The sequence below is a fragment of the Massilia sp. P2_C2 genome (genome assembly GCF_056404615.1).
Genome location: NZ_JBFUDR010000672.1, coordinates 1 through 610 on the forward strand (window position 1 = coordinate 1; position 610 = coordinate 610).

General features: G+C 65.1%; 2 protein-coding genes. Both read right to left on the reverse strand.

Going from position 1 to position 610, the window contains the following annotated elements; translation table 11 throughout:
* On the reverse strand, window positions 1–377 hold a 377-nt coding region (gene lipB / locus AC1DYX_RS31780; RefSeq protein WP_477266268.1), incomplete at its 3' end, for a lipoyl(octanoyl) transferase LipB.
* A gap of 100 nt (window positions 378–477) precedes the next feature.
* Window positions 478–610: DUF493 family protein (locus AC1DYX_RS31785; RefSeq protein WP_477266270.1), on the reverse strand; the 133-nt coding region annotated here is incomplete at its 5' end.

Here is a 610-nt window from a genome sequence, read left to right on the forward strand (position 1 = left end):
GCCGCCAGCACATCGATCACGGCCTGCTCGATCTTGTGGACGAACTGGCGGGCATACAGCTTGCCGCCCGGCTTGTTGCGGCGCAGGTCCATCAGCAGGTAGATCACGACCTGGCCGGGACCATGGTACGTGACTTCGCCGCCGCGGTCGGTCTGCACGACGGCGACGTCGTGCGCGGTGACGCTCAGCAGGTGGCCGCGGTCGGCGCCCAGCCCGAGCGTGAACACGGGCGGATGCTCGACGATCCACAGCTCGTCGGGCGTGTCGGGCGTGCGCGCATCCGTGAAGGCGCGCATCGCGGCAAAAACGGGTTCGTAGTCGACGCGGCCAAGCTCACGGATGACCGGGTCGCGAACGACCGGGCAGTTCGCTTGCATGGATAGGATCTTTGAAGGGATACCCCGTCATTATAAGCCAGCCTGATGGCCAGCGTCGCAAACCCCTCCTGCTCGAGGGGCCGCAAGCAACAGATCCTATTTACAAAACGATCTTGACCATCGGGTGCGAGGACAGCTCGCGGTACAGGTTGTCGAGCATCTCGCGGCTGGTGGCGCGCACGATCACGGTCAGGCCCGTATAGGCGCCCTTGGCCGACGGCCGCACTTCCATC